This is a genomic window from Enterococcus sp. DIV0756 (assembly GCF_051710745.1).
GTDB lineage: Bacteria > Bacillota > Bacilli > Lactobacillales > Enterococcaceae > Enterococcus_A.
In genome coordinates this window covers 210891-237107 of the sequence record NZ_JBIOLF010000002.1, presented here as the reverse complement: position 1 = coordinate 237107, position 26217 = coordinate 210891, and the positions used below count along the sequence as shown (strand labels likewise).

General features: G+C 36.1%; 27 protein-coding genes, 1 pseudogene and 1 riboswitch. Of the genes and pseudogenes, 18 read left to right on the top strand and 10 right to left on the bottom strand.

All coding sequences use genetic code 11. The annotated features are described in order from the left end of the window. The first annotated feature begins 74 nt into the window (after positions 1–74). The 5 genes and pseudogenes from IGI44_RS17545 (at position 75) to IGI44_RS17525 (ending at position 6509) form a co-directional block, all read left to right on the top strand. Complete coding sequence (locus tag IGI44_RS17545) at positions 75–899, top strand: serine aminopeptidase domain-containing protein (protein WP_438789233.1); 825 nt, start codon at positions 75–77, stop codon at positions 897–899. 1029 nt (positions 900–1928) lie between these two features. Then, positions 1929–2713 (top strand): annotated as a pseudogene (locus IGI44_RS17540) (IS5 family transposase). 179 nt (positions 2714–2892) lie between these two features. After that, positions 2893–4338 (top strand): IS1182 family transposase, encoded by a 1446-nt coding sequence (locus tag IGI44_RS17535; RefSeq protein ID WP_438789232.1) that lies wholly within the window; start codon positions 2893–2895, stop codon positions 4336–4338. 174 nt (positions 4339–4512) lie between these two features. Further along, on the top strand, positions 4513–5655 hold the full coding sequence (locus tag IGI44_RS17530; protein WP_438789231.1) for an alpha/beta hydrolase family protein: 1143 nt from the start codon (positions 4513–4515) through the stop codon (positions 5653–5655). A 20-nt stretch (positions 5656–5675) separates the two neighbouring features. After that, positions 5676–6509: an alpha/beta fold hydrolase gene (locus IGI44_RS17525; protein ID WP_438789230.1), complete on the top strand. Its 834-nt coding sequence runs from the start codon at positions 5676–5678 to the stop codon at positions 6507–6509. A gap of 72 nt (positions 6510–6581) precedes the next feature. On the opposite strand, the gene IGI44_RS17520 is transcribed toward IGI44_RS17525, so the two are convergent. After that, positions 6582–7226 carry a TetR/AcrR family transcriptional regulator gene (locus tag IGI44_RS17520; protein WP_438789229.1) on the bottom strand — a complete coding sequence of 215 codons (645 nt, stop codon included), beginning with the start codon at positions 7224–7226 and terminating at the stop codon, positions 6582–6584. 337 nt (positions 7227–7563) lie between these two features. Here IGI44_RS17520 and IGI44_RS17515 point away from each other — a divergent pair, with 337 nt between their 5' ends. Both IGI44_RS17515 and IGI44_RS17510 read left to right on the top strand, forming a co-directional pair. Then, positions 7564–7839 carry an FtsX-like permease family protein gene (locus tag IGI44_RS17515; RefSeq protein WP_438789228.1) on the top strand — a complete coding sequence of 92 codons (276 nt, stop codon included), beginning with the start codon at positions 7564–7566 and terminating at the stop codon, positions 7837–7839. Between the two features lie 507 nt (positions 7840–8346). Then, entirely contained in the window at positions 8347–9426 is a 1080-nt protein-coding gene (locus tag IGI44_RS17510; protein WP_438789227.1) for an alpha/beta fold hydrolase, read from the top strand. A 160-nt stretch (positions 9427–9586) separates the two neighbouring features. On the opposite strand, the gene IGI44_RS17505 is transcribed toward IGI44_RS17510, so the two are convergent. After that, positions 9587–10129 (bottom strand): TetR/AcrR family transcriptional regulator, encoded by a 543-nt coding sequence (locus IGI44_RS17505; protein ID WP_438789226.1) that lies wholly within the window; start codon positions 10127–10129, stop codon positions 9587–9589. Positions 10130–10281: 152 nt separating this feature from the next. On the opposite strand from IGI44_RS17505, the gene IGI44_RS17500 reads away from it, so the two are divergent. The 5 genes from IGI44_RS17500 to IGI44_RS17480 all read left to right on the top strand — a co-directional run bounded on the left by IGI44_RS17500 (position 10282) and on the right by IGI44_RS17480 (position 14119). Then, entirely contained in the window at positions 10282–10578 is a 297-nt protein-coding gene (locus IGI44_RS17500; protein ID WP_438789225.1) for a hypothetical protein, read from the top strand. Beyond that, positions 10511–11590, top strand: coding sequence for a saccharopine dehydrogenase NADP-binding domain-containing protein (locus tag IGI44_RS17495; protein ID WP_438789224.1), 1080 nt, complete (start codon positions 10511–10513; stop codon positions 11588–11590). The genes IGI44_RS17500 and IGI44_RS17495 overlap by 68 nt, the downstream gene beginning before the upstream one ends. A gap of 319 nt (positions 11591–11909) precedes the next feature. Continuing rightward, positions 11910–12179, top strand: a complete 270-nt coding sequence (locus IGI44_RS17490; RefSeq protein WP_438789223.1) for a hypothetical protein — start codon at positions 11910–11912, stop codon at positions 12177–12179. 657 nt (positions 12180–12836) lie between these two features. Beyond that, positions 12837–13262 carry a transcriptional regulator Spx gene (gene spx, locus IGI44_RS17485; protein ID WP_438789222.1) on the top strand — a complete coding sequence of 142 codons (426 nt, stop codon included), beginning with the start codon at positions 12837–12839 and terminating at the stop codon, positions 13260–13262. A 245-nt stretch (positions 13263–13507) separates the two neighbouring features. Beyond that, on the top strand, positions 13508–14119 hold the full coding sequence (locus IGI44_RS17480) for a hypothetical protein (protein WP_438789221.1): 612 nt from the start codon (positions 13508–13510) through the stop codon (positions 14117–14119). A gap of 44 nt (positions 14120–14163) precedes the next feature. Here IGI44_RS17480 and IGI44_RS17475 read toward each other — a convergent pair whose 3' ends face one another. Next, positions 14164–14796, bottom strand: a complete 633-nt coding sequence (locus IGI44_RS17475; protein ID WP_438789220.1) for a pentapeptide repeat-containing protein — start codon at positions 14794–14796, stop codon at positions 14164–14166. 75 nt (positions 14797–14871) lie between these two features. Then, a complete protein-coding gene (locus tag IGI44_RS17470; protein WP_438789219.1) occupies positions 14872–15411 on the bottom strand; it encodes a GNAT family N-acetyltransferase in 540 nt (179 codons plus the stop codon). Between the two features lie 136 nt (positions 15412–15547). On the opposite strand from IGI44_RS17470, the gene IGI44_RS17465 reads away from it, so the two are divergent. Beyond that, entirely contained in the window at positions 15548–15976 is a 429-nt protein-coding gene (locus IGI44_RS17465; protein ID WP_438789218.1) for a MerR family transcriptional regulator, read from the top strand. A gap of 13 nt (positions 15977–15989) precedes the next feature. Beyond that, positions 15990–16388 carry an FMN-binding protein gene (locus IGI44_RS17460; RefSeq protein WP_438789217.1) on the top strand — a complete coding sequence of 133 codons (399 nt, stop codon included), beginning with the start codon at positions 15990–15992 and terminating at the stop codon, positions 16386–16388. A 32-nt stretch (positions 16389–16420) separates the two neighbouring features. On the opposite strand, the gene IGI44_RS17455 is transcribed toward IGI44_RS17460, so the two are convergent. From IGI44_RS17455 to IGI44_RS17440, 4 genes are all read right to left on the bottom strand, one after another. Then, positions 16421–16585: a hypothetical protein gene (locus tag IGI44_RS17455; protein ID WP_438789216.1), complete on the bottom strand. Its 165-nt coding sequence runs from the start codon at positions 16583–16585 to the stop codon at positions 16421–16423. Then, positions 16582–17166 carry a DUF1700 domain-containing protein gene (locus IGI44_RS17450; protein ID WP_438789215.1) on the bottom strand — a complete coding sequence of 195 codons (585 nt, stop codon included), beginning with the start codon at positions 17164–17166 and terminating at the stop codon, positions 16582–16584. The genes IGI44_RS17455 and IGI44_RS17450 overlap by 4 nt, the downstream gene beginning before the upstream one ends. Further along, the gene (locus IGI44_RS17445) at positions 17163–17477 is read right to left on the bottom strand and encodes a PadR family transcriptional regulator (protein ID WP_438789214.1); all 315 of its coding nucleotides are present in this window, start codon (positions 17475–17477) and stop codon (positions 17163–17165) included. Before IGI44_RS17445 ends, IGI44_RS17450 begins: the two co-directional genes overlap by 4 nt. A gap of 138 nt (positions 17478–17615) precedes the next feature. Continuing rightward, a complete protein-coding gene (locus IGI44_RS17440; RefSeq protein ID WP_438789213.1) occupies positions 17616–17984 on the bottom strand; it encodes a DUF6713 family protein in 369 nt (122 codons plus the stop codon). A 233-nt stretch (positions 17985–18217) separates the two neighbouring features. Here IGI44_RS17440 and IGI44_RS17435 point away from each other — a divergent pair, with 233 nt between their 5' ends. The 4 genes from IGI44_RS17435 to IGI44_RS17420 all read left to right on the top strand — a co-directional run bounded on the left by IGI44_RS17435 (position 18218) and on the right by IGI44_RS17420 (position 23216). Then, positions 18218–18898 carry a response regulator transcription factor gene (locus IGI44_RS17435; RefSeq protein WP_438789212.1) on the top strand — a complete coding sequence of 227 codons (681 nt, stop codon included), beginning with the start codon at positions 18218–18220 and terminating at the stop codon, positions 18896–18898. Continuing rightward, entirely contained in the window at positions 18891–19880 is a 990-nt protein-coding gene (locus tag IGI44_RS17430; RefSeq protein ID WP_438789211.1) for a sensor histidine kinase, read from the top strand. The genes IGI44_RS17435 and IGI44_RS17430 overlap by 8 nt, the downstream gene beginning before the upstream one ends. 82 nt (positions 19881–19962) lie before the next feature. Beyond that, the gene (locus tag IGI44_RS17425) at positions 19963–20649 is read left to right on the top strand and encodes an ABC transporter ATP-binding protein (RefSeq protein WP_438789210.1); all 687 of its coding nucleotides are present in this window, start codon (positions 19963–19965) and stop codon (positions 20647–20649) included. Next, positions 20646–23216: an ABC transporter permease gene (locus IGI44_RS17420; protein WP_438789209.1), complete on the top strand. Its 2571-nt coding sequence runs from the start codon at positions 20646–20648 to the stop codon at positions 23214–23216. The genes IGI44_RS17425 and IGI44_RS17420 overlap by 4 nt, the downstream gene beginning before the upstream one ends. A gap of 53 nt (positions 23217–23269) precedes the next feature. Here the strand turns inward: IGI44_RS17420 and IGI44_RS17415 are convergent, their stop codons facing one another. Beyond that, complete coding sequence (locus tag IGI44_RS17415; RefSeq protein WP_221675551.1) at positions 23270–24049, bottom strand: ABC transporter ATP-binding protein; 780 nt, start codon at positions 24047–24049, stop codon at positions 23270–23272. An 80-nt stretch (positions 24050–24129) separates the two neighbouring features. Then, entirely contained in the window at positions 24130–25887 is a 1758-nt protein-coding gene (locus IGI44_RS17410; RefSeq protein ID WP_438789208.1) for an ABC transporter permease subunit, read from the bottom strand. A 61-nt stretch (positions 25888–25948) separates the two neighbouring features. Next, positions 25949–26118, bottom strand: a riboswitch (M-box (ykoK) riboswitch). Positions 26119–26217 lie beyond the last annotated feature (99 nt).

The following is a 26217-nucleotide window of genomic DNA, read 5'->3' as shown; positions in this document are numbered from 1 at the left end:
TTTTTTACCATACATTTTTTTACACCTGAATCGAAACAAATTATAAAAGAAAAAATAGGAAAGTAGGGAGAACCTTGTGGCAAGATCAATACCTAGATAGTCAAAATGGAAAAATTTTTTTGAGAAGCTTTATAAAAGATAAAAAGGCAAAAAATATACTTGTTTCCCATACGCCAGTTGTTTCAACTTCTATGATTTCAAAAGTCTACGAGCCTTTAGAAAAATATAATGTGAATATTTTTGCTTTTGACTTTAGTGGAAGTGGAAAGAGTTTAGGAACAAGAAAATGGATTTCTAAAGATAGTATTATTGAGGATTTTGATTGTGTAATTCGATATATTACTGAAACTTTTTCAAATGAAATTTATCTGTATGGAAGTACCGGGATTGGAGGAATATTTGCGCAATACTATGTGTGTGAACGAAATAATGTAAAAGCTTTTGCTCAATTTGCTTGTTTAAGTTATTTAGAAACAAAAGGACTCGGGTATCCACTTCCGCTGGTAAAAATGGTTTGTCCTATTTTGAGAGGATTACCAAATATCAAGATGACGATGAAGGCACCAAAATATAATGGTTATCATGCGAGAGAAGATAATCAATTCTATGAGGATATGCTAACTATAAATCCCAATTTTTGGAAATCAGATAGTAAATTTCTTTTGACTTTATTAGAAATGGCAGTGAACAAAGAAAGTTCATTGAGAAAGGAAATTAGAGTGCCAACACTCGTATTTAAAACAATGCACGATCGATATTTTTCTATCGAGCATTTTGATCATTATTATGAGCAGCTTTCTTGTGAAAAGAAATTGGTTGAGATAGAAGATACACATAACAGTTACTATAATAATAGTGAACTATTTTGTGAGAATGTGTACCATTGGTTTAACAACTAAAAAGTAAAATAGTGTTTATTTTTTAATTAATTTACTTAGTGATTCGTTAAGATACTAGTAGAAAGATGGATTCTTTTAGCTCTGGGTTAGATAGAGAAGTTGTTTTCGTTGCTTAAAAATATATGAATTAGCAGTATAAATTTCAATCTAAAGTTAGTTGAAAAATCGTCAATAATCAGCTACAAAATAATCGATTCTTTTAAGAATGTTTAGGTGCAGTCTTTACACGTCAAAGCGTGTAAAGAAATCTGCTGAATTGAGAGTAGCTTATGCTGTATGTGACTAAATTCAAAATAGCATTAAGGATAATCTAGAATTAGAGGTAATAAGTTGGAGCATACGCTAAACAATTAGTGAAGTAAAAAGCGTATTGAAAAAAGAATTTTGAATACAAATGGACATATTTTTCATCAAGTGACTAAGATAACGGATTTTAAAAGATAAGTAGCTATTCATTGATGTAGATGAATGGCTGCTTTTTTACATTAAAGAGTTGAGATGATGTTAATGTTGGAAATATTCATCGTTTCGTGATTAAAATAAGGGATTGTAAAATGAACTATGCTATTAACACGCCATTCATTATTATAACGGTGTTCTCATTGCTTTTTTATAGGCGATTCGAGAAACTGTCACCGTTAAAAGACAATTCAGGAAAAAAATCCGGATGCTATTTCTGAAAAGGTTTGACTTGATTTGAATGACATAAGATAAAGAGGATTTAATCTCCAAAATCGTGTCTTATCGTACTTATACGGTGTTTCAGAAATCCTAATGTTATAGCTCATTGCTTATTTTGAGGAAATAAAAAATCCTGAACGTCTCTAAAAATATTTTACAGTTTGCTACAGGAAGTAGCGTGGCCCAAGAATAACTTTTGCCAAATCAACAAATCCCTTTACTATGACAACAGAACATGCTTTGGTATGAAGAAGAAAATAATTTATTAAAGATATACTACTAGGACTTGTTTGAAAACTCCGTAAAAAAATGATATCTCTGTTAAAAATAAATGGAGTAGGATAACGAATGGCACAACAACGAAGATATGAACTGAGTGAGGAACAGTAGAAACAAACTGGCGGATTATTTTCGAAATATCGAACTGGACGTCCTTCTAAATTAGATAATCGCACCGCGGTCAATGCCATTCTTTGGATAGTCCGTAGCGGTGCTGCCTGGCGCGATTTACCAGAAGACCGATACGGTTCTAGGAAAATAGTCTACACCCACTTTTGTGATTGGAGAGATAGTGGTTTATTAGTAGCGGTCTTTCGGGTTCTTCAAGTGGAACCAGATTTTGAAAATATTAGTATCGACTTCTACATCAATAAAAGCTCATCAGCACAGTGCAGGAGCTAAAAAAACGCCAAATTGGGCAAAATGAACCAACATATTGGAAATAGTCGTGTAGGCAAGATAACGAAAATACATATGGTGGTAGATGAATTAGGAAATCCATTGCTTTTCTTTTAACTGGAGAACAAACGCATGATGTTGTTCCAGCAATCCATTGTTAGAACAAATTGAAGTTGCAGGAAGCAACATTTAGGGATTAAAACATATGGATCAGAGCCAATTCGTGAGTGGATTTCGGTTTCTGCCCAAAGTGGTGTACCTATACAATTCCACCTAGAAAAAATGCTAAAAAGTCATGAAAAGTCGAAGTATTTTTACAAAGAACGCCACCTAATGAAGTGTTTCTTCAACAAAATCAAACACTTCCGTCGTGTCACTACACGATATGATAAATTGGAAAAATTATTTTTTTAGTGTTTGTTTATGTGGCGGACATCTTCAAACTGACTCTCTAATAAGTTTGAAGATAAGGGATAATAATTTACAAAAGAGTTTGAAATGGTCTGATTCAAACAATAAATGACGATATGTCATTTATTGTTTCAGACTGTAGACAAAGTCCATTTTATGGATGCTGTCTACAGTCTTTTCTTTTATAATAGATTTATGAAATCGAATACAAGGAGTGATAGTTATGATGTCTAAAAACAATACGAACGGTAGAAATCAATTTGCGATGCTCACGATTGATGATCTGGTTCCTCAAGATCATCTTGTTCGAAAGATTGATGCCGCGCTTGATTTTGACTTTATTTATCCAATCGTCGAAGCCACTTACTCCGATTTAGGTCGACCAAGTATCGATCCAGTCATTCTGATCAAATTGGTGTTTATCCAGTATTTATTCGGCATCCGTTCCATGCGCCAAACCATTAAGGAAGTCGATACCAATGTCGCTTACCGCTGGTTTTTAGGCTATTCCTTCGAGGAGAAAATCCCCCATTTCTCAACTTTTGGAAAGAATTATGTCCGCCGATTTAGAGAAACGACGTTGTTTGAGGATATCTTTGCCTATATTTTAGAACAAGCAGTTAAAGCAGGTTTCGTAACAGAGGATAATTTGTATCTGGATTCTACCCACATCAAAGCCAACGCCAATAAACATAAGTTTACGAAGGAAATGACCCATGATGAAGCGAAAGCCTATCAAGATGAATTAGAAGATGAGATCAATCGTCAACGAATAGAGGCCGGAAAACGCCCTTTTACTTTGGACCTAGAAAAGGAAGTGAAGCTGAAAGAAAGAAAAATAAGTAAGGTTGATCCGGAAAGCGGCTACTACGTCAAAGGTGAACGAGAAAAACAATTTGCTTATTCTGCCCATACTTCATGCGACGACAACGGATTTGTTCTCAGCACCATCATAACTCCTGGAAATATTCATGACAGTCAAGTCGCCTTTCAACTCGTCAAACAATCGAAGAGACTTTTTCCTGAAATCAATTGTGTTGTCGCTGATGCCGGGTATAAGACACCTAAGTTTGTTCACTTTTTGACTCATTTGAACCTTCGACCTTGTTTGCCTTATTCAAGGCCCAAAGGGAAAAAGGGACTATTATCAAAAAACGAGTTTCTCTATGACGAGTATTATGATTGTTACATTTGTCCGCAGGATCAAATGCTCGCTTTTTCAACAGTCACTCGAGACGGGTATCGTGGATACAATTCTGATCCAAAAGAGTGTGTGCACTGCCCTCTGCTAAACCAATGTACCAAAAGTAAAAATCATCAACGAGTCATCACGAGACATGTTTGGGGAGACTTAATGGATGAAGCGGAACATCTTCGTTTAACGGATCGGAATAAATCGATTTATAAAAAACGAAAACAAACGATTGAACGAATATTTGCGGATGCAAAAGAGAAGCATGGGATGCGTTGGACCAAGTATCGAGGCTTTGAAAAAGTCGCGACGCATACGATGCTGGTGTTTGCTGCAATGAATTTAAAGAAATTAGCCACTTGGCTATGGAAAGGCAAAGAGCCTTTATTTTTTTGTTCTAAATTTCGAAAGAAATCAGATAAAAAGACGTCCCAAACTCAAATTACGAGTTTGGGACGTCTTTTGTCTACAGTCTGAAACAATAAATGACGATATGTCATTTATTGTTTGACAAACGAATGGTACTCATTGATAATAAAAATGACACATGGTCATTTTTGTGGGATGGTGTATAGACAATAAAATGTAGTAGCTAAAGAAGATAATTCCTATACGATTAAGCTGTGAAAAAAAATGAAAGAGGTGCTTGACATGGAATACGTTGTTTTGCTCTTGATTACTCTTGTTGCACTAGGGGTGATAATTTTAGTAAGAAATAGTACAGGTAAGCTTTCACCACTGAAAGACAATTCGGGTGAAAAAATCATAAATTCTATCTCTGAAAAAGTATGGATAGAAGTAAATGGTATTAAGCAGGGGATGTTTATTAGAGGTGAGAACCGTAAAAACCCAGTATTACTATATGTACATGGAGGACCTGGGACCCCTATGTTACAATTTATTTCTTATTTGGAAAAGCTTAAAAATCCTGAACGGCTTGAGAAATATTTTACCATTTGTTATTGGGATCAGCGTGGTTCTGGAATGACGTACACTAAATCAGTAGAGTTATCTGCTTTAAAAACTGAAACGATGGTTGAGGATACTCATGCAGTGACAGAGTACCTGAAAACCCGGTTTTCTCAAGATAAAATATATATTTTAGGTCATTCCTGGGGATCCTATCTTAGTGTAAAGACAATCGAAAAATATCCTGAGGATTATCATGCATATGTTGGCGTAGGTCAAATATCTGATCAAACTGAGTCTGAGCGTTTGGCATATCAATATATGATCGACCGTGCAAATAGAACAAATGACGAGGAAGTGAAGGAGAAGCTAAAGAAATTTGATTCTAATGCCAAGGAATTTCCTTGGGTACAGGAAGAAGGACATCAGCTTGATTATCTTATGACACGAACGGACATATTTAATAAATATGGAATTGGTCATTTGCACGATGATCTGCCTAAAGGACTTACTTTCAATAGCATGGTACGACGAGCATTATTTGGATTTCGAGGATACACTTTAATAGAGAAAATTAAATGGTTTTTAGGTGCCGATTTCTCAATGCTCCAACTATTTCCAGTCATACTGCACGATAATCTTTTTGTTTCATCCGTAAAATTTGAGGTTCCGTTCTATATAATTCAAGGGGCATTTGATTATCAAGTTTCTCAGAAACTTGCACAAAAATATTTTGATCGCGTAAATGCTCCCCGAAAGGAATTTTTTTTATTCGATTATCCTGCTCATTCTCCGAATTTAGAAGAACCTGAGAAATTCATTTCAATAATGAAAAAAATTGATAATCGAGAGAGAATTATGTTAAATCAACAGATTAAGTCTTAAAAGATGATAGGAGAAAAAATATGATTTATCAATCTAGAGAGGGCAGATTATTTATTAACGGAGTAAGTATGTCGTATGTAGTATTCGGTTATGGATCAACCCCATTGATTCTTTTACCCGGGCTTAGTGATGGAATCAAATCAGTCTCAGGTCAGGCTGTACCAATAGCGATTGCTTATAGAAAATTTGCCAAAAATTATAGAATATACATGTTTAGTAGAAAGGATGAAATACCGAATGACTATAGTATAAGGGATATGGCAATAGATCAAAAAAATGCTATGGATCAATTAGGAATCGAGAAATGTTTTCTGATAGGTGTTTCACAAGGGGGAATGATTGCACAGCAATTTGCTATCCAATTCCCTAACAAAGTGGAAAAGCTTGTCATTGCGGTGTCAGCTTCTCGAATAGATGAATTATGCAGGGAAGTTTTGAGTAGCTGGATCAATTTTGCTGAAAGAGGTGATTATGCATCTCTAATGATTGATACAATGAAAAGATCGTATACTCCAAAAAAACTAATGAAGATGAGAATAGTGTCTCCTGTCCTAAGTAAAATTGGGAGGCCGAATTGTTTAAAAAGATTCATAATTCAGGCTCAAGCCTGTATCGCTCATGATGTGTATGATAGGCTGACCGAGATCAATTGTTCAACGTTACTAATTGGAGGAAAGCTCGACAAAGTAGTCGGCTTCGAAGCGACATTAGATATGGCTAAAAAAATTAGGAATAGTCACCTGATTGTGTATCCAGAATCGGGGCATGCCGCTTATGAAGAAAAGCACTTTGTTGATGATGTTATTAAATTTTTAGACGAAAATAAGAATGACTATCGAGTTGGTTATAGTTAAAGAAAATATGCACACAGTCTTGAAGAAAAATGACTTTAAAAATCAGGTGAATTAGATTATTCGCTAGAATCTTTATTTAAAGAAGGATTTAGCAGATAGAGCAAGAGTTTGAAATAGTTCCCTGATTTCATTTACTAGCTGTTCTTTTTTTAGATTACTAAACGCAATGTGTCCGAGAATCCCATCCACAGTGACAGCAATGAAGCGATTGAGCTGCTCTACCGGAACCGTGAGCTGAATAACACCCTCTTGGACGCCAGTTAAAAAGTAATGAATTATTTTATCTTGCACCTGTTCTAGGTTCTGTTTGAAAATTAATTGTGGCAAAACGTTTTCTCTTTTTTGCTCATCACAAGAACTATAAACTAAAAGTTCTGAGCATAACTTGCCACCCACAGATAAGAGCAATTCTTCTAGATACCTGCCTATCGCAAGTAAGAGACTAGAAAGCATCTCTTCGTTAGGGATGTCGGCTTTTAATAGGGTATTCACTTCTTGATCTAAATCGTAATAGATTGGGATATTATTAATTAGAGCAATAAAAATTTCGTCAATATTAGCGTAATATCGATAGATAGCACCTTGACTAAAGCCGGTTTTTTTAATGATATCTCTCATGGTTACTTGGAACAAAGGCTTTTCAATTAGTACTTCACTTGCACACTTCAGAATATATGCTTTTCTCTCTGCTATATAATCATCAGAAACTTTTGGCATATCAAATTCTCCAATCTTTTAATCTTTAATATATTTGAAACCTTATTGTATAGCGAATAGAGCGAGTAGTAAAGCATAAGTGATAGAGTGTCACTTAAGAAAAAAGTATCAAAATCAAAATTTATTTTAGCAAACTTTCAGTTCAGAAAAGCCATTAAAATTTGTAGTTTTAAAAATAATATTCGTAATAATAATCATTAAGCTATTTATACTGTTGAAAGCTTTTTTCTTCCGATCTATAAATTCCGAAAGATGAATATCTCAAGTCATTATAAGCTACAGGATTAATATCGTAAGCTTAATGCGACAATGAGTGATGGACTAACTGAAAAACAGATTGAAAAAAAAGAAAAATTTGGATAAGGGAGGATACAGCGGTGCAACGGTTGAGGATGAGATTGGTATGATTCGGAATATTATCAATGCTATTAATGGGATATTCATTCTTTTCGGAGTGATTGCTCTTTTAGTAGCAAGTTTTGGAATTCTCACTACGCTATACATGTCTGTTCAAGATCGTGCTAGAGAAATTGGTTTGATGAAAGTGATGGGTTTGAGCAGTTTTAAAATAGTTATCACTTTCGGTATTGAAGCAATTTTGATTGTTTTCTAGGGTGGCTTAATTGGAGTTAGCATTACCGCTATAGTAGGGGATTTTCTCAATAATTTTGCATCAACTACTTTTTTAATGGGTCTGACAGAATTTGAATTGATTCAAATTCCATATCCAAGTATTCTCTTGATTGTTCTACTTATTATGATGATTGCATTTTTGTCAGGAACTTTACCAGCTAATCAAGCTTCGAATCTATATCCAATTATAGCTTTGAGATATGAGTAATTGGGTCATTGGTACATTGTAGCTGTAAAAAAAGTAGAACTGTTGATTTTTTTAGCAACAGTTGAATTAATAATAATTAGAAATGATCACTGTGCTTTTTTCAAAGAAAGTTTTTTAAGTCAAAGATTATGAAATGGTTGATCCACAAACAAATTTATAAAAAGATTCAGAAGATCCATATAGGTATACCTAATCATTTAACGGAAAAAAATCTATTAGATTGATTAATGTAACTGAAATATTTTTGATTTAGAAAAAAAATTAAGGAGCGTGAATGTAGTGATAGTCACATTAATAGTATTTTGTATAATTGTTACTCTTCTATTAGTTAGAGGTTTAATTCGTAAGAAATTACGAACCAAATATAAAATCAACGGTTTGGAGGGAATAGATTCAATTGAAAAAATTCCAATTAACGGTATAAATCAAATTATTCACGTTCGAGGAGAAAAAAAAGATAATCCAGTTCTTTTATATTTACACGGTGGTCCTGGATTTACTGATATGCCGGTTAGCTATTTATACCAAAAAGAGTGGGAGAAACATTTTACTATAGTTCAATGGGATCAAAGACTTTCAGGAAAAACATACATGAGTAACAAGTCTGATCAATCATTTAAACAGATCGAGGATAGCATTAATTTGCGAATCAAGGATGTTATTGAATTAACCGAATATTTATTAGACCGGTTTGAAAAGGAAAAAATTGTTTTGATGGGACACTCATGGGGAACAGTTTTAGGAACATATACCATAAAAGCAAAACCAGATATTTTCAGTGTTTTTATCAGTGTTAGTCAGTTAGTTAATTTGCTTGATAGTGAGAAACTTGGTTATCATAAAACTCTATTCTTAGCAGAAGAAAAGAAAAGTAGTAGAGATACTAGTATGCTGAAATCAATCGATCCTTATCCAGTTCTAGAAGAGGATACCCATCTATTTACAAAAAAAATGATGATTCTTAGGAAATTACAAAGTAAATATAAAATAGGTATGCCAGCATCATACTCAGAAAATTTTAGTAGTTTTGTTTTTTCACCTTATTATTCACTGTATGATTTATCTTACTATTTTAAAAATGTTTTCAGTGAAAATTATTCAATATACAGATGGCTTCATAGAGAATACGATTTACGGAAAATAGACTTGCAATTTGAAATCCCAACTATTTTTATTTATGGAGAAAATGATTGGACTACACCATCCTCTTTTTTTAAGAATGAAATATATGAGAAAATTAAGTCACCATTAAAAGAATTTCACATAGTAAAAAATGCAGCACATCGACCGATGAATGATAATAAAAAAGATTTTCTAAAGATACTAGTCGACGTAAAGAAAAAACTATGTTTGTTATAAGTTCGTTTATAATATCTGAATAAAAAAGATTAAGAGAAAGTGGTAGCCATCGCTAGACTGCTAAGATAGATAAAACAACTCGGATTTATGCAAAGGTCATTATGGAGAAAAAATGTTCAACATTTTAACACTTAATTGTAAAGAGCAACAAATTCTGATTCTATTGTAAATTGAACTTCATCAAGAGTTGATGCAAAATCTTAGATACTTGTTCTAATGGCATATCTAAACCGGATCTTAACCATTCTTCCAAAATCCCAAAAGTACCAGCTACAATAAAAAGTGCTTCTAATTGTTCGTATTCAGAAATTTCTGAATAGCACTCGTCTTGTAACACCTTCTCGTTAAAAATTTCTTTAATCTTATTCAAAATATTTTCATGGACATCCATTAATAAAAGAAACAGTTCCCTCTTTTTATCAATATATGCTGTTACTTCGTTCGTCAAAGCAAGGAGATTCTCGGATGTAACATAGGGGGAGAATTCATCGAACATCTCTACTAGTTCAGCATAAAGGTCTCGTTCAACGCTCTCATATACATCGTAGAGATCATGATAATGAAGATAAAAAGTTCCGCGACCAATGTCAGCTTTTTCTGACAACTCTGATATTGTTATTTTATTAATGCTTTTCACTTTTAGGATATCTAGAAATGCATTCTTGATAGCTCTTTTAGTTTTAGCCGTTCTTCTATCAACCATATTAAACCTCCTGTTTATGAACAAATTCGTCTTATTTGTTCAATAGTAAACAAAGCACTGTGGATTGATGATTGTTCTGTTATTTTAATTTAGTATAATATACATATGTGTATTAATCAACAATCGTTTAAGAAATTAAGGAGGGAGAATCTATGATTTTATATTTTTCTGGGACAGGCAATAGCAGAAATATCGCTGAGCTTAATGCAAAAGAAGAACTTGTTTCAATAAATAGACTTCTTAGAAATCAGACATCAGCAAAGCTCATTACTGAAGCTAGTTACTCATACAGAGAAGAATCTATGTTTTTATCAAAAAAACGGTTGACCACCGTGAATTTAAATGGAGAGATCAGAAATTGGATAATTGGAGGTTTAAGATATGGGAGCAATTCTTGTTATTGGGGGTCATGGAGACGTTGGAAGAGCAGCTGTCAAGGAGCTACTTAGGTTAACCAATGATGCTATTATTATTGGCGGACGCAATGTGGAAAATGGTGAACAATTTATTAGAGCAATTAGTGACGATAGGGTCACATTTCAGAAGATAGATATTTATGATGAATCATCGTATGTAAATAAGTTGAGCGGGGTTTCTCTTGCGGTGATGTGTTTAGGTCCAAAAAACATAAATTTCGCTGAGTATTGCTTAAAAATAGGTATTCATTATATTGATATTTCAGCTTCGAATCAAACAATGAATGAACTCGTAAAATTACCACTTTCAAGTGTAAATGCGCAGGGGATTTTAGGAGTCGGTATTTGTCCAGGACTATCTACAATACTAGTAAAAGAACTTGCGGATAATTTTGCTGAAGTTGAGCAAACAGAAATCTCACTACTGATGGAAATGGGTGATGGATATGGGAAGGATGCTTTTCAATGGTTGCTAGATAATCTGTCACAGCCTTTTTATTGGAATATTAACGGTGAACATAAGAAGCAAATGGCTTTTATTAAGAAAAAATCCGTTTATTTTGATAGAAATTCAAAATCTCATTCTGCATTTGTCTTCAACTTAGCAGATCAGCAAATTGTCACAAATACTTTAAATCATCCTAATGTCACTACTTTTTTTAGTTTGGACGATTCACTAATGCTATTTGGGATAAACATTCTAGCAAAAATACGATTCTTCAAACTTCTGAAGAATCGTAAACTGTATAATCTAGCTTTGAAATTTGCAAAGGTTAGTACTCGTCTTTCGAAGAGGTCCACGAGCTCATTTTCTATCCACGTAAAAATAAAGGGCAGAAAAGAAAATCAAAGAATCATTTTGGAAAAAGTACTTCATGGAACAAATAGCTCAGAAGAAACAGGGAAAATCGCTGCGTATACTGCCTCTAAATTGCTGGAAAGTTCAGATAAAGCTGGCATTTACTATTTGCATGAACGATTTACTTTAGATAATTTCTCGGAATATTACAAGCAAACAGGTTTTGGAAATAAAAATACTATTTAAATAGGAAGCACCTCAAGAAGTTTTCTAACTATACTAGACATTTTATTAGATTTTCTAGTAGTTTTTGTCATGAAATTGTATGAAAGTATACATGGAACCAGTAATTGTATTTTATTGGAAAACCGTCAACAATGAACGTTTTCTCTTTTCTTAACGCCATTAGAGTTGTTTTGACTACCATCTCTGGATAACGTGCATTAGTGTAAGAAAGAATTTTATCATCAAAAAAAGAAGTCTTTGTATAACCAAGACAAAGAGCCAAAACTTGAATGCCAAAAGGGTGACATTCGTATCTTATTAAGTCAAATGGGAATGAATTTTGTTCCTGCATTGGAAGCCGGCCCGAAAAAAAAGGAGAACAGCGCTGAACTTTAAACAAGCCAATACAGCTGAATGGTTTGTTGCACCAAAAGATATGAAAATAAAAGCAACTACGAGTTATAAAAAGGTTCGTGTTATTGCTCAAGAGATGGTTACTGGTCTTGTATATGATAATATTGGCAAAAATAGTAATTTTAAAGTACCAAAAGTTAGTTACGTTATGATGACTTCATCTAAAGCAAGAAGTTTCATTTTTGATGTAGAATAGATTTAATAAATTGTTCTATTAATAAGTGGTCTAATTCAGGATAATAGATAAAATTTTTCAAGTGAAGTTGAAGTATGACATTTTAATACAAAGAAAGTGGCTTAATTAGTAATCGTGTCTAGGTTATTAGTTAAGTTTTTTTGTATTATACAGGATATGAATTAGTATCTATTTTATAAAGCGAGCTATGAGAATATTCCGATGTACCTTGTAGTGAAAGAATAGATTGATAAAGTTAGAAAAGTTAAATCATTAAGCAGATAAACGAATATTCGATGATTTTGATAAGTATTTTCATTTTACTAAACAAATGGACCAAGTTGTCGTAAGAGCCATCAGTTAGGAGTATTATCATAATTTACTTTTCCGTAGAAATAAATGATTCGATGGAAAAGGAGAAATAACCATTGTTTTTTATTAGGAGACTTTTTCTAAATCAACTAGTTGTAATGTCGAAGATTACATGGGTTTTATAGTTAAACCATAATAATAATGATTATACTTTGAAGTTATTATATCAGCTTTTTTCTGATGGATTAAAGTCATTTTTTTGAGCACTTTTAAAAATTATATTAACAACAAATGATATGTCCTGTATCGTTATAGGTGTAGAAAACAAGGTGTATAGAAAATGAAGTTTAGAAGGGTGTTTATAAAATGATTAAATTATTTAGTTCAGCTAGTTGTACTTCTTGTAGAAAAGCAAAAGCTTGGTTGAAAGAACAAGGGTTAGAATTTGAAGAAAGAAATATTATGTCTGATCCGTTATCGCGTGATGAAATTAAAGAAATTTTGTCTTTAACAGAAACTGGTACAGAAGAAATCATTTCAACACGTTCAAAGGTCTATTCAAAATTAGCTTTGGATTTTGATACAATTTCGTTTAATGAACTGGTAGCCATTGTAGAAGAGCATCCAGATTTATTGAGACGACCAATTGTTACGGATGGTTTAAGATTACAGATCGGTTTTAATGAGGATGAAATTCATCAGTTTATTCCTCGAGAAATTCGCAGAATCGCATCAAGAAAAATGACGGAAGCCTTAATCCAAATGGAATTTAACACCAAACATTATGCGTAGGAAATGTTAATTATAGAAAATTTTGAGCGTTTAGACGCGTTTTAGAGAAGAATAAGGGAATATACATGAATGAGTCAGCCACTCCGACACCTGCGACTGAATCTGTTGTAGGTGTGTTGTCATTTTTGAGTTTATTCAACAGTTGATGTTTTAGGTGCGTGAGTAACAATCATTTTTCGTTCATATAATTTAAACTGAAAAACAGTTGTTGAAATTGAATTCTTTAAAGTAAGGGGAGGATAGAGATGGCTAAAGAGTTTGAGGAAAGGGCAGTTGAGCGTATGTTGCAGGCGGGGATTAGTTTGGAACATATTCAGCTACAAAAGAGAATTTTTTTTCAAAACACGGAAATAGAAAATTATTATGATAAGGCAGAAAACAGTGAGAGCCTTCAAAAGGACATTCCCGTACCTAAAATTATTGCGGCAACGACAGATTTAGATGTCGAGGGAAAATCCGTTTATGACCTCTTTATGGGAATTGGTAATGGTGATCGCGATGAAAAGAAGATTATGGAGAATTTACACTCGCTAGAAGCAAATGGTCTTGCGGCGCAAAGGGCTTTTTATTCAGGAAAGATCAATGTTGAAGGGACTTCTTTGATTAGATTCAATTATTTTCAAGAAGACGATTGCTATATTCTTCAAAATGATGGGATTCATCGCTTACTCTCAGCAAAAATGTTCAACGCTCCTGTAATGTCGGGGTTGGTCACTACGTATAGGTTGAACGAAGAGAAAAAGAAATTATATGAAGAATATGATTCTTTGAAGGAAATCTTGCGCCTGACAGATATCAAAGGATTCACGTTGGACCTTTTTCAAGAAAAAATGAATCCTAATAAAAAAAGAGAATAAAGAAACCGATCTTACCATTTAGCTCAATGGCGAGATCGGTCTTTTTACATATATCCTTCAGCTTCTTTTCGGGTCAGCCAAAAATGAATGCCTCCAGTGGAATCGGCCCAGCGATTGGGGTTGAAATTTTCCGCTACCACGTATTCTCCTACGCGATAAACAAAATTTCCATCGACATATGAAATGGCTTCGTTATAGTCTTCATTTGTATACATATCTTTAATCGTTAGTACTTTAGCTTTATCACATCGGCAGCATGTATTTGTTGCAGAAGTCCTCCGTGCGTCTGCGGGGATTAGTAATTGAACGATTCGAAAATCAAAACATTTTTTATAGCCGATAAATGGTCCTTCCGCAGGACAATAAAGGTCAAAAAATTGTGTGCGTTCATCATGGATAATGTCCGTTAAATCGGCATGCTCCAACATGGCGAAAAAGAGATTCGCGCCAGAAATATCTGCACCACGTAAGCTGCTTTTTTGAAAATCAGTTCCTTGTAACGACGCGTCTCTTAAAAGAGCCTCTGAAAAATCGCAATCAATGCATAAACAGTTACTCAAATTTGCGCCAGTTAAATCTGCGTTTGAAAAGTCCACCTGTTCAAAAGTCATATCATGAAAATTAGCTTGCTGCAAATTACGAAATGAATAATCATGATCTTTCATCGTCGCATTCATAAAGTTCGCGTCCTTCCTGTGAAATACTCTCTAACATCATTTTAGCATCTTAATAAGCAAGAAGCGATTGGGGACTTACTGAATTTTCGATAAGTGGATCCAATAAACCTGAACCATATTTCCATCTTCATGGATGAACTCTTTTTCTAAAATACCGCCGTTTTTACGAATTGTTTTGGCAGAAGGAATATTTTCTTTGTAACAGGCGACCATCACTTTTTCCAATCCTAACATTTTGCAATAGTCTAGCCCTAAGCGCAGGATCTCCGTAGCGTAGCCTTTTCCACGCTCAGTGGGACGAACGCCAAATCCAATATGCCCGCCAAATTCCCGTAAAAATTCGTTCAACTCGTGGCGAATATCGATCGTTCCGACCATTTTTTGATCCTTTTCCCGTATGGCAATCAGAGTTGTCGAGACAACCCAATCAGGAGCGACTGTTTTCTTATTGGATTGTCTAGTCAAATGAGTTAGCCAAGCACTATAGCTCTCCATTTCTGTCAGCAACGAGGAACCGTGTAATGAATCTTCCCCAACAGATAAATGTTCTTCGGTGTAATCGTGAACAGCCGCTTCATGATTCTTCCCTGGTGGGACTAGTGTGATTTTCTCCATTTCTTCACCTCTTGAACTTCGTTTCTTGTTGCTAGTGTAGCATGATTCCTCTATTTGAAGTAGTCCAATTTTCACCGAAAAGCCCTTGACCTTCATCCAAGGTTGAATGTTACGATACTTAAAAGGAGGGAAGGCCATGTGGACAATCAAGGAGTTTTCACAACTAACAGGTGTCTCGCCAGTTTCATTACGCTACTATGACAAAAAAGGGATACTGACATCCCAACGATTAGAAAATGGGTATCGGTACTATGACCAGAAGGATTTGCTGATTGTAAAAAATTTAGTGGTTCTCAAGTATGCTGGTTTTTCGTTAGAGGATATTCGTCTGCTAATGTCTTTGTACAATGAGCCTGAGGGTCAGGAGTGCAACGATAAGTCTAATGAGGTACTACAGCGTAACTTGAAGGAAATGAAAGAGCGTATTAGGATGTTTCAACAAATTATTGACGCCATGGAGGAGATTATGCCACTCTTTGAAAATCATGAGTTGTATAAATTGAATCAAACGACGTTGAATCAAAATATTGACGCGATTTTTGATCAGCTAAAAGCTTCGGAATAAAAGGAGAGAACCCATGACAAAAAAGGTGAAATTGATGTGGCTTATCGGCCTAGGTGTACTTGTTTTAGCTGGTGGCTACGGAGCATTTTATTACAAGCGGTTTATTGATTATGAGCAGGCAGTGGGAGCCATCTCGATTAATGAACCGGATCTTAGCCAACTGGAGGACGGAGAATATGTTGGTGAACACGATGTTGATTTTATTCGTGCAAAAGTGAAAGTTGAGATAAAGAACCAACGGATTAAATCAATCAAAATGTTGGAACACTATAACGATCGCGGAAAACGAGCGGATGTTCTGCCGAAAAAGATGCTGGAGAAGCAAAAAGTCAAAATTGATGCTGTTTCTGGAGCAACCAATTCAAGCAAGGTCATTCAAAAAGCGGTAGAGAAAGCTTTGGACAGTAAGTAAAAAAACGAATCCGCATCGGATTCGTTTTTTTTTTACTCAATATAGAAGCCTACGACGTTATACCAATGCCGATCATCATAATTCATGCGGTAGCGGTCAGTGGAAAAGCCGGACAACGCATAGCCTAGCATCATCAATAAAATACCAGCACCAATTAAATAAGTAGCAAGTTTAGGAACTAAATGTTTTGATTTCATACTTGGACCACCTTTCGTTGGAAGACATTGCGGCGAATAATTCCCATCAAGCTACGGTGCATATTCATAAAGACAGCACTGAATTTGTAGGTCAGCCACATGCACAATAGACCAAAGCCGAATAAGAACATTCCCGCACCAAGTTGTGTTACCCCCATAAAGAAGGAATCGAAGAGAACAAATGGGCTTGTGAAGGCCGCTGCGACGCCGCCGATGATCGTTCCGCCGGCCAAACATGCACCCGTGAAAGGAATACACCAGATAACGATATCGATACTTAATAGTACCAAAAATGCTGCAAGTGCCAAACTACCCCATAATGGGAAGCCGAGAACCAGCATCGTGATCCATAGCCAATTAAAGCGACGTGGAACCCGAACCTCCGTTGGGATACCGGCTGCTTCGTAAGCTAATTGCTTGGGATCACCTAACTTTTTGACAGCGGCGTGTTCAGAGTACCCATCCTCCATTAGATCTAAAATCATTTCGTCATAATATTCAATCAAGCGATGGACTTCGCTAGGTCTAACTTCATACGCTAAATAATTGCTCAATTCCTTGATAAACTCCACTCGATTCATTCTTCAACACTCCTTTTAATGTAATTATGAACGGCTTCGACGTCGTTCCATTCCTGCAAAAATTTCTGAATACTGGCAAAACCTAGATCGGTCAAGTGGTAATACTTTCTCAAACGTCCATTATGAACTTTTGAATAAGTAGAAACTTTTTCGTTTGTTTCTAGCCTTTTTAAGATTGGGTAAAGCGTAGACTCAGTAATCTCAAGCTGTGGCTGGATTTCTTTGACGATTTGATAGCCATAAGAATCAATCTCTACCAGTGAGGCTAAAACACAATACTCAATCAAACCTTTTTTTAATTGACTATCCATCAGCAACACCTCTCTATACGTTATACTATACATTACATAGTATAGAGGGACTATAGGACTTTAGGCGTATTTTACAAGAAACTTATAGCCATGTGAGCGTTCGATGAGGTTGATCAAAAAAAGGGGGATAAGGATTTTTTAACGAGCAATCAGCATTATGGCTAAATGAACAGCACCAATAACCCCAGCTAAGTAAATAATTGTTTTAGACAAAAAGCTGGTCAGTTGGTTCTCAGGATGCTTTCTAAAAAGGAAGTGCAGAAGAAGGTGGCAAATGAGAAATAGATCAACAACATACAGAATGATTGTACTATTTAATAGAAGCAAAAAGATTACGAGCGCATAAAGTAAAATATGCGGCAGAGTAAAGACCCAAAAAGCGGTCTCTTCAGATAAATCTTTTAAGATGATAAACATGTTCCACTCTTTATGGCGAACAGCGTCCATTTCGTGGGTCAGCAATAGGGCTAGTTCGAGTGCGAAAAGAAAATTCGACCAGTTAGACATTCGTACAGGTCAGCTCCATTCAAAAATAGTTATGAGTTAATGAGAAAACCGATTTTACTTTTCTCGTGATATTGTGAATTTCCTATCTATCACTATAGCATAAAGTGAGGGGATAAAAGGGGTAAAATAAAAGTTGATTAGGGACCTGATGGTTACATAAGGTAAAATAAGAGAAATGATAAAGATAATTTTTAACTTCGTTATTATTCGAAGTTAAAGGGGGAAACAGTAAAATGACACATTTATTTTTAGTAGAAGATGATCAGGTGATCGCAAAAAATTTGCTGATCTTGCTACAGAATGAAGGTTTTATAGTGACTCATGCGGCAAGTAAAAGTGAAGCCTTAACTCTGTTGGCTGAAAATAAATTTGATCTTGCTTTGGTCGATATATCACTTCCAGATGGCAATGGATTCACCGTTTATACAGAAATCAAGTCACAGCTGGCGATACCGGTTCTATTTTTGACGGCTTCGGACGATGAAGCTAGCATTGTGACGGGATTGAATATGGGAGCGGATGATTATATCATCAAACCCTTTCGTCCGCGAGAACTACTGGCACGTATAAAAAATGCACTGCGCAAAAATGGTCAGGGGCCGGCAATTTTTGAGGTTCAAGGACTTTATGTGGATATTACAAGCGGTATCGTGCGCAAAAATGGTCATGAGGTTTTTCTGTCAGCTTTAGAGTACCGCTTGCTATTGATATTTGTGAACAATCCTAAAATTATCCTCACACGGGAACAATTATTAGAGGAATTATGGGATGCCGCAGGAGAATTTGTCAATGACAACACTTTAACTGTCTACATTAAACGATTGCGTGAAAAAATTGAGGATGATCCAGCCAAACCGAAAATTATTCTGACTGTTCGCGGGATAGGTTATCGATTAGGAGGCAGCAATGTTTAGAAATCGGGAATTTCGCAGATTCACTGGACTTTTTCTCTTGATATCGGGCATTTTGCTTCTCATCGGCTTCAATCTAAGCAGAGCGTCTGGACTGTTGATGATGTCGGCAGTTGTACTATTTGGTGGACTTTTTTATTCTTTTACGAAGTTACGATATCAAAAAATCGCGCAATTAGCTGATGAGATCGATTTAGTTTTGCATAATGAGGATCATTTATTGATTGAAGAGCTGGATGAAGGCGAACTATCGATTTTGCAAAGTGAGATCGCCAAAATGACTTTGCGGATTCGTGAACAGAATACAGCCTTGAAAAAGGAGAAAGAAAATCTGGCGGATTCACTAGCAGATATTGCACATCAGCTGCGAACCCCATTGACTTCAGTTAACTTGCTTCTTTCGTTGGTTCAAGCTACGACCGATGAAAAGGAGCGAAAACGAAATATGCGGGAAATCGAGGAATTACTTCTGCGCATGGACAGCTTGATTACGGCTTTGTTGAAATTATCCCGCTTAGATGCAGGAGTGGTGACATTTCAGAAGACCTCGCTCAATCTTGCAGAATTGGCGGCAGCTTCAATTCGTCCCTTTTCAGTATCCCTTGATTTGCATGAAGTCCAAGTAGAGACAGCGATTTCTCCAAGTATAACGATCTATGGTGATCGAATTTGGCTTTCCGAAGCTCTGCAAAATCTTCTCAGAAACTGTATTGAGAGTATTGGTGAAAAAGGAACAATTGCTATTAATGGTACGGATAACCCTTTGTTTACGGAAATCATGATTCATGATAGTGGGAAGGGCTTTGAAGCAACAGAGCTACCTCGTTTGTTCGAGCGTTTCTATCGTGGAGAAGGCGGGAGTGAGACAGGCTTTGGGATTGGTCTGTCGTTGAGTAAAGCCATTATCCATCGTCAAGGTGGAACGATTACCGCGAAAAATCATCCAAATGGCGGTGCTTTATTTACCATTCGTTTTCCAAAGTGACGTATCTCTCACTTAGAAGTCACCAAGCTGAAAGATAAAGCTTCTATTATATAGGTGAACCATAGGAAAGGAGGCTCATATAATGGAGCTGTTAAAAATTGAACATCTTAGTAAGGTTTATGGAAAAGGTGAGAATAAGGTCGTTGCTCTTGATGACGTATCGTTGACGATTGAAAAGGGTGAATTTACAGCAATTATTGGGGCATCTGGCTCAGGAAAATCGACTTTGCTGCATATGATCGGTGGTGTAGATGTTCCTACGAACGGAAAAGTCTATTTGGATGGACAGGATATTTATGCTCAGAATAATGAAAAGCTAGCGATATTTCGCAGGCGTCAGGTCGGACTGATCTATCAATTTCACAATTTGATTCCGACATTGAATGTGGTGGAAAATATTACGTTACCGGTTTTGATGGATAAGCATAAGGTCAATCAAGATCGATTGAATGAATTGCTAGAGCTTTTAGGTCTAAGCCGGCGAAAAGATCATTTACCCAATCAATTATCAGGTGGACAGCAGCAAAGGGTTTCGGTTGGTCGGGCGCTAATGAATGCGCCAGCCGTTTTACTGGCAGATGAACCGACTGGTAGTTTGGATAGTAAAAATGGTCATGAAATCATCAAGCTGTTGAAAATGAGCAATCGTAAATACAGACAAACATTGATCGTTGTGACTCATGATGAAGAGATCGCCCTGCAGGCAGATCGCATCATCGGTATTTCTGATGGGCGTGTCACTCGTGATGAGAGGATGATTCAATCATGAACATTTTCCATAAAGTGACGCTACAAAATATGCTGAAAAATCGTGCGCGTACGTTTGTAACAATTATCGGTGTAATCTTGTCAAGCGCATTGATTACAGCCGTAGCAACCTTTGCTCTTTCACTTCAACAATATATGATGGCAGGATCTGAAAAAAAATACGGGGATTGGCATGTAGAATTTTTTGACAAATCAATTAACTTTGCTAAAGACCAAGAGAAAAATCAAGAGGTCTTAAAAATCACAATGTTTGAGGATATCGGTTATAGCAAGCTTGAAGGAGGTAAAAATCCTCATAAGCCATATTTGTTTATAGCAGGCTTCAACCAAAGAACCTTTGAGACACTGCCAATAAAAATGATTTTTGGCAGGCTGCCGAAAAATGCCCAAGAAGTTGTCATTCCCGCTCATATTGCCGCCAATGGGGGAGTAAAATACGCTGTCGGGGATAGGCTATCGCTATGTGTTGGTGAACGTCGGATCGGAAATAATTGTTTGAATCAACATGATCCATACGACGAAGCGAGAAAAAAACAAGAAAAGCTCGTAGCGAAAAGTCAAAAAAGCTATAAAATTGTTGGTATTTTTGAACGACCGGGCTTTGAAGAACAGCGTGCTCCGGGCTACACAGTGGTTACTACTACAAGCAAAGCTGTGAAGGAAAAAAATTTTAGTGTTTTTGTTACTCTTAAAAATCCTCGAAAAGCAAATGACTATGTGAAAAAAACAGCCAACAATCAGAAGTATACGCTGAATGAGGAAGTATTACGTTTCACTGGTACATCGAATGACAGAATCTTCAATTTATTATTGTATTCAGTTGGAGGAATTCTAGTTCTATTAATCATGTTGGGCTCGATATTTCTGATCTATAATTCATTTACGATCTCTTTAAATGAGCGCACTCGCCAATTCGGAATACTTTCGTCTGTTGGCGCGACACCGAAACAGCTAAGAAACGCTGTCTTATTTGAGGGATTTTGTATCGGTATGATTGGGATTCCCCTTGGAGTAATTACAGGGATTGGAAGTATAAAGATGGTTATCGGACTTGTGGCTAAAAACTTTCATAACATTTTATACGCGGATGTTCCACTAGTTTTGTCACTATCAGCTCCTATTTTATTAGCTGCAACCATGATTAGTTTGATGACAATTTTACTTTCTGCCTATCTCCCTGCCAGAAAGGCAGCAAATACCCCAGTCATGGAAAGTATTCGTCAATCCAATGAAGTAAAGCTTGCAGCGAAGGATATTAAAACAACAAAACTCTCAGGACGTATTTATGGATTGGAGGGATTGTTGGCGCTGAAGAATTTTAAGCGCAACAAGAAACGTTATCGTACAATTATTTTATCGTTAGCTTTTAGTGTAATTCTTTTTGTCTCAGCACAAGCATTTGGAAACAGTTTGCAGCAATCCGCTAAGCAGATGGTCATAGATACAGATTATGACATTGTGTTTTCCAGCACAGAGATACAGGAAGAAGCTCTCTTTCGACTCTATGATAAATTTCAAAAAGTTGAGGGGATTGCTAGTAGTTCTTATCAAGCGTTGTTGCAATATTCTACCCAAGTAAAAAATAGCGATTTTTCGTCGCGCTATCTTGCGTTGAAAAAAAATGATCCAACTCGAAAGACTGATTTAAAATTGGACATTCAATTCATTGAAGATACGGAGTATTTGAAATTTATCAAAAGTCTGAACTTACCTGTTGAAGAGTACACTGGTGAGAATGGGAAAGTACTTGCTGTCGCAAAACAACGAATCGGAAAATCGGTGAGAAAAAATGAACTGATTGATCTCTTTGCCAAAGACTCGCTGGAACTGCTTTTGAAGCCACAAATTAAAGATCAGACCTCTCTGAATGATTTGCGAAAGATACAAGTTAGGTTTGTTGATACCTATCCGATGGATACCTTACCTCGTCAAGTTTCAGAAAAGCAGGCTTATGTCTTTATGCTGATCGCACCTTATCGAATGAAGAGAAACTTTACTCCTTCTGACATCAATCAGACTTTAGGGTTAACTTTTCAATCCAAAGATGCGGGACATTCAACGGCAGAAATGAAGAAGATCATTCAAAATGAAGGGATTACAGTTCCCTACGAGTTGTATAATGTCCATGAGATTTTTGATCAGAATCGTAATACGATCTTCGTTGTGAATCTTTTCAGTTACGTGTTTGTAGCGATGATTTCCTTGATCGCCATCGCCAATGTCTTCACAACGATTTCTACGAATATTAAACTCCGGCGGCGAGAACTTGCAATGTTGCGTTCTGTGGGTATGGCAGATAAGGATTTTAATAAAATGATGATCTTTGAGTGTTTCTTTTATGGGTCTCGCTCGCTGTTATTAGGCATTCCAACTGCAGGAATGATTTCTTGGCTAATCTATAGAGCAATGGTTAAGGGAGGAGCAGAGATCAGTTATCATTTCCCTTGGAGAAGCATTTTGATCAGTGTAACGGGTGTATTTTTGATTGTGTCACTCACTATGCTTTATGCAATAGATAAGATTAAGAAGGAAAATATTATTGAAGCGTTGCGTGATGAGCTGTCGTGAGTATCTTCATAAAAAAATAGACACCCGTGCAAATTTGCGCGGATGTCTATTTTTTATACTTGCATGCGACGGATCATTTCTTTTGTAATGCGATCCACAATGTTAATGATTGTTTTAGGGGAGCGTTCGCTTCTTGGAACATCGATTCGATAAATTTTCGCTACACGTCCAGGATTGGAGTCCATCAAAACGACACGGTCGGATAGTTGAACGGCTTGTTGGACATCGTGAGTGATCATGACGATTGATTTGGTAGCAATTTGATTGTTCAACCAAATGTCTAATAAATCGTTGGACAGTTGACTAGCTGTTACGATATCTAAAGCTGAAAAAGGTTCGTCTAATAACAACAAGCTAGGTTCAATCGCTAAGGCACGGGCAAACCCGACACGCTGCTTCATCCCACCAGATAGTTCTCTAGGATAGGCCTTTTCAAATCCTGTTAAGCCGATCATTTCGATGAGATTATTGACTCTTTTTTTGATTTGTTCACGAGAAAGCCCTACACGATTTTCCAGACCAAAGCTGATATTTTTTTCTACCGTTAGCCAAGGAAAAAGAGCGAAGTGTTGAAAAACCATACTAATGTTGGCATCTGGTTCAGTGATCGTTTTATTCTCAAACGTAATTTCTCCTGTGGTTGGTCGAAGAAGTCCGGCAATACTTCTTAATAGAGTCGATTTTCCTGTTCCAGACTGACCGATAATGCTCAAAAATTCATTTGTTTTAACTGTTAAGTCGATATTTTCAAGTACTTTCAAATGGTCTTTATGCCCTTCAATTTCAAATTCCTTGCAGACTGCTTTTACGTTTAATAATTCTGTGTTTTCCATTGTCTATTTTTGCATAATCGAACGAGTCGATCATACTTCTCCTTTCGTTTGCATGCTAAAAAAATAATGGGGTAAAACTACTAATAGTGAAATTTTTCTTTAGCTACTCGATATAGCGGTTGCCAAATAAAAGCGATACAAAGTCCTACCATAAAGCACATCGCTAATGTACCCAAAGCGGATTTATCTTTTATTCCATCATTCACTGAAATATATTGACCTAAGCCTGTGACATTGATTGTTTGTTTACCCCATTGAATACTTTCAGCGGCAATGTCTGCATTCCAAGCTGCACCAGCAGCATTAATAATCGCTGTAATTAGATAAGGCAGAATCGAAGGAATTAGGTATTTGGTCCACCATTGCCATTTAGACAGTTTAAATAGTTTCGTCACGTCTCGTATGTCATCAGGAATTGCTAAATAACCGGCGATTACATTAAAGAAGTAATACCATTGACACCCAACCATAATAAGCGGCAGAATCCACCATTGTAACTTGTTAAAACCCATACCAATAACAAGAACGACAAAGGGTGTATAAACATTCGAAGGAATTGAGCCCAAAATTTGACCGATGGGTTGAACAATATTTAACCGGCGATTATCACTAGCGACCCAAATGGCTAAGGGTGTAAAGATGACTCCGGCAACAATCATTGCCAATGTCACTCTTAAAGTGGTATAGAGCGTTAATCTAGGAATCATGCTGAAATCTTGATGAGGTAAGAAATGATAGAGCTTGATCGAACAAATGATTACCACAAACGCTAGACTGACATACCATAAGGTTTTAAAAAAATTCCGTAATTTCGACACTAATCGATACAGATGATCCAATTTTAAGAAATACCAAATTTTTGGTATATCGTAGATCCAAAATCTGCTGAAACTTGCAAAACCCTTTGAAAACTGTTTCGTTAATGATGCATTTTTTAACAGTTGATAAACGATTGATTTTGGCGGTGTTGTACTTTCAACGTCTGTCTCATATTTGAAGTAATAAGTTGCCCGAACCAGCGGTTGAAATACTAAGAAATTTAGGATTACCACATTCAGTAGCAACGCTAGAACAGCCCACAAACAAGCCTTGAAGTCGGCACGGTTCAATGCCACTTGAATATATGAACCAATTCCCGGTAAAAAAAGAGTCGTATCCTTTGGTAGAGCTACAGAAGCTTGTTCACTAGCTACTAATGCAAACCAAGCCGCCGTTTGAGAAATAATCACATTCCAAAGCAAACCCGGGATCGCATATACAAATTCAAGCCGCCAAAATTTTTCCCAAGGGTTGTATTTGAATTGCTCAGTAACATTGGACAGATCCGAAGGGATAACTTCCATGATTTGGTAGAGTGTCAACATAATGTTCCATGCTTGACCAGTAAAAATTGCGAAGATGGCAACACATTCAGCACCCAACACATTTCCTGGGAATAACCCCAGCAGCCAAGCAGTTGTAAAAGTTAGAAAGCCTAATAAAGGCACGGATTCAAGAAAATTAACTAACGGTAGAATAATTCTTCTGGCAGTCTTATATTTCACTGCTAAAAGTCCAAAAACAAAGGAAAATAAGAAAGACCAAACCATTCCGACAATCATTCGAAACATCGTTCGAATGGAAAAATAACCAAGATTTGTGACGGATAAAAAGTCCTTATGTTTATTCACCGTCGATAAAAATTCTTCCGAGGGTAACGTTTGAAGCGGGCGGTTCATTTTCATCAGCGAGAAAATCAGTATGAAAGCAAAAAGAGCTAAGATAAATAGGAAGGTGATATTTCCGATAATTCTTGTAAGCTGATTGTTTTGCTTTGATGAAGCGTTGAAAACTTTCAATGTAAAAAACCTCCTAAATAATCATATTAAGGAGGTCACCGAATAAATAGACAAGTTTATAAGGAAATCACGTTAATTGAGCTTTGGCTTTCTGAGACGTAAGAAAAGGATCTTCTAGTTATCTTGGGAAAGCCTTAATTCGACAATCCCTGCTTTACTCGTTACTGTCTCTCGACATTTCCGAGCGATAACCTGTGTTCTTCAGAGTAACCTCACCTAATATGATTATATTTTATTGTGCAAACTCATCATACTCGTGAAGGATGATAAATCAATTGTTACTCAGACAACAATCACTATATGAAAGACTGTAGTCCTTACTAATAAAGC

Bases quoted from the DNA above. Each gene is read 5' to 3' on its own strand.
- IGI44_RS17525 (WP_438789230.1), top strand. From the start codon at position 5,676: ATGATTTATCAATCTAGAGAGGGCAGATTATTTATTAACGGAGTAAGT.
- IGI44_RS17530 (WP_438789231.1), top strand. From the start codon at position 4,513: ATGGAATACGTTGTTTTGCTCTTGATTACTCTTGTTGCACTAGGGGTG.
- IGI44_RS17520 (WP_438789229.1), bottom strand. From the start codon at position 7,226: ATGCCAAAAGTTTCTGATGATTATATAGCAGAGAGAAAAGCATATATT.
- IGI44_RS17500 (WP_438789225.1), top strand. From the start codon at position 10,282: ATGATTTTATATTTTTCTGGGACAGGCAATAGCAGAAATATCGCTGAG.
- IGI44_RS17460 (WP_438789217.1), top strand. From the start codon at position 15,990: ATGACAAAAAAGGTGAAATTGATGTGGCTTATCGGCCTAGGTGTACTT.
- IGI44_RS17435 (WP_438789212.1), top strand. From the start codon at position 18,218: ATGACACATTTATTTTTAGTAGAAGATGATCAGGTGATCGCAAAAAAT.
- IGI44_RS17415 (WP_221675551.1), bottom strand. From the start codon at position 24,049: ATGGAAAACACAGAATTATTAAACGTAAAAGCAGTCTGCAAGGAATTT.
- IGI44_RS17535 (WP_438789232.1), top strand. From the start codon at position 2,893: ATGATGTCTAAAAACAATACGAACGGTAGAAATCAATTTGCGATGCTC.
- IGI44_RS17475 (WP_438789220.1), bottom strand. From the start codon at position 14,796: ATGAATGCGACGATGAAAGATCATGATTATTCATTTCGTAATTTGCAG.
- IGI44_RS17480 (WP_438789221.1), top strand. From the start codon at position 13,508: ATGGCTAAAGAGTTTGAGGAAAGGGCAGTTGAGCGTATGTTGCAGGCG.
- IGI44_RS17470 (WP_438789219.1), bottom strand. From the start codon at position 15,411: ATGGAGAAAATCACACTAGTCCCACCAGGGAAGAATCATGAAGCGGCT.
- spx (WP_438789222.1), top strand. From the start codon at position 12,837: ATGATTAAATTATTTAGTTCAGCTAGTTGTACTTCTTGTAGAAAAGCA.
- IGI44_RS17430 (WP_438789211.1), top strand. From the start codon at position 18,891: ATGTTTAGAAATCGGGAATTTCGCAGATTCACTGGACTTTTTCTCTTG.
- IGI44_RS17505 (WP_438789226.1), bottom strand. From the start codon at position 10,129: ATGGTTGATAGAAGAACGGCTAAAACTAAAAGAGCTATCAAGAATGCA.
- IGI44_RS17455 (WP_438789216.1), bottom strand. From the start codon at position 16,585: ATGAAATCAAAACATTTAGTTCCTAAACTTGCTACTTATTTAATTGGT.
- IGI44_RS17445 (WP_438789214.1), bottom strand. From the start codon at position 17,477: ATGGATAGTCAATTAAAAAAAGGTTTGATTGAGTATTGTGTTTTAGCC.
- IGI44_RS17495 (WP_438789224.1), top strand. From the start codon at position 10,511: ATGGGAGCAATTCTTGTTATTGGGGGTCATGGAGACGTTGGAAGAGCA.
- IGI44_RS17425 (WP_438789210.1), top strand. From the start codon at position 19,963: ATGGAGCTGTTAAAAATTGAACATCTTAGTAAGGTTTATGGAAAAGGT.
- IGI44_RS17440 (WP_438789213.1), bottom strand. From the start codon at position 17,984: ATGTCTAACTGGTCGAATTTTCTTTTCGCACTCGAACTAGCCCTATTG.
- IGI44_RS17465 (WP_438789218.1), top strand. From the start codon at position 15,548: ATGTGGACAATCAAGGAGTTTTCACAACTAACAGGTGTCTCGCCAGTT.
- IGI44_RS17450 (WP_438789215.1), bottom strand. From the start codon at position 17,166: ATGAATCGAGTGGAGTTTATCAAGGAATTGAGCAATTATTTAGCGTAT.
- IGI44_RS17420 (WP_438789209.1), top strand. From the start codon at position 20,646: ATGAACATTTTCCATAAAGTGACGCTACAAAATATGCTGAAAAATCGT.